Below are 1,587 nucleotides of genomic sequence, written 5' to 3'. Positions count from 1 at the left end.
GGTGCACGGACGGAGCCGCGGTCGTATTTCAGAGGTATGTTGGATAGCAGGTTTATTATATTTTCGTGGTTGTCATAGTCAGCCAGTTCCCTTGCGTTGTCTATGGCGTTTAATGCCTCCGGATATTTTTCGTCATTTACGAGTTGCCTTGCCACACTTACCCTGCGTGTGAATTCGGTTCTGATGTCGCCTTTTCTGAGAGACGCCGGAGGAAGGAGGGCATATTTGCAGGTATACCTGTTGAGGTAGTTCAGACATATGAGTTCGTTATCCTGTGCAAACAATATCTGATGCCCTCTGTCATTTGTCACCGCCCCTGCGATAGGCCCCTTATAGCTGAACTGTGCATAGAGCAGACCATTTTTGAGGTCTCTGACATGCACGGTCTGTTGTCCGGTTGACAGTGCGAAGTTGTCATCGCAACTGAAGGCAACAGAGGTTATCCTTCCCGTGTGTCCCCTGAAGGTGCTGATGCTTTCTCCAGTGTCGGTGTCAAAGAGGCATACGGTGTCATCGATGCCGCCCGTGATGAGGCGTTTGCCGTCAGCACTCAATGCTATTGTGGTAGAGCCGGTGAACTGGCCCTGGCAGCTCAACAGTAGTTTCCCCGTCTTTGTATCCCACTTGCATGGGGCTGCCCCTTTGAGGGCGGAGTAGACGTACTTGCCGTCCTTTGAGATGGCAATGGCATGTACGGGTTTGTTTTGTGCTTTAAACGTACCGGCAGACTTGCCTTTGCGGAGGTCCCATGCTCGTATGGTGCCATCCATGGAGGAGGACACCGCATAGACGGAGTTGCCGACAAAGAGCACGTCCGTGATGACGCCCTCATGTCCGGTGAAGGTTTGCAGGCGGCGTGCCTGTTGCATGTCCCACAGGGCGATGCTCCTGTCCTGGGAGGCTGAGAGGACGTAGCGGTGGTTTTGGCTGAGGGCGAGGGCGGTTATGCCCATTACATGCCCCTGGAGGGTGGTAATGGTCTCACCGCTGCCGAGGTCCACCAGGGAGAGACGTGAGTCGTTGCACCCGATCATTGCTATCTTTTGGGGAATTTTTCGTGCAGTCTGGGTCTTGTCCGCAGCGGTATCCGATAGCAGTGCAAGGGCCGTTATGCCGGTGTGTTCAACGGAAAATCTGGCGGTTACGGCAAAGCCCGGTAGCGCCGTGTGAAGCGCCTCATCAAGAGACTCCGGCAGTTCCCTGTAGCGCACCCTGCCGGTGGCGTAGAAGTCCTCATAGTCTTCGTTGAGGTTTTTGAGGGCGAGGGCATATCCTGTTATAACCGAGGGGTCTTCCTTGCCGTCGTTGATCAGGCGATACAGGGCATCCTTGACTTCTCGCCAGGAGGCTGCGTCTTCTGTGGCAGTCTCCGCACCACAGAGCAACAGGGCAATGTTGCGATAGATATCGTGGTTGTCCCTGATGTGCTGCCTGAGTTCTCTGAGTGTGTGGAGCGCCTTGTGTTCGTTTGAAAAAAACAGCAATAACTTAGCCATGAACAGCTTGCCAATATGCAACTTGTCACTGGCGTATGTGGGCATGTTATCGATGAACTCCTGCATCTTACTGACGGCCTTATCTTCGGAC

The 1,587-nt window shown here is 53.7% G+C and carries 1 protein-coding gene; it reads right to left on the bottom strand.

Annotation, left to right across the window (positions count from 1 at the left end):
- Positions 1 to 1,587, bottom strand: a 1,587-nt coding sequence (locus HWQ67_RS18000) for a WD40 repeat domain-containing protein (protein ID WP_218254074.1), incomplete at both ends; no start/stop codon positions are given.

It is taken from the genome of Candidatus Magnetobacterium casense (assembly GCF_019173545.1).
Lineage (GTDB): Bacteria > Nitrospirota > Thermodesulfovibrionia > Thermodesulfovibrionales > Magnetobacteriaceae > Magnetobacterium > Magnetobacterium cryptolimnobacter.
Note: the sequence above shows the minus strand (reverse complement) of the source record. Positions and strands in the feature narration are given on the sequence as shown.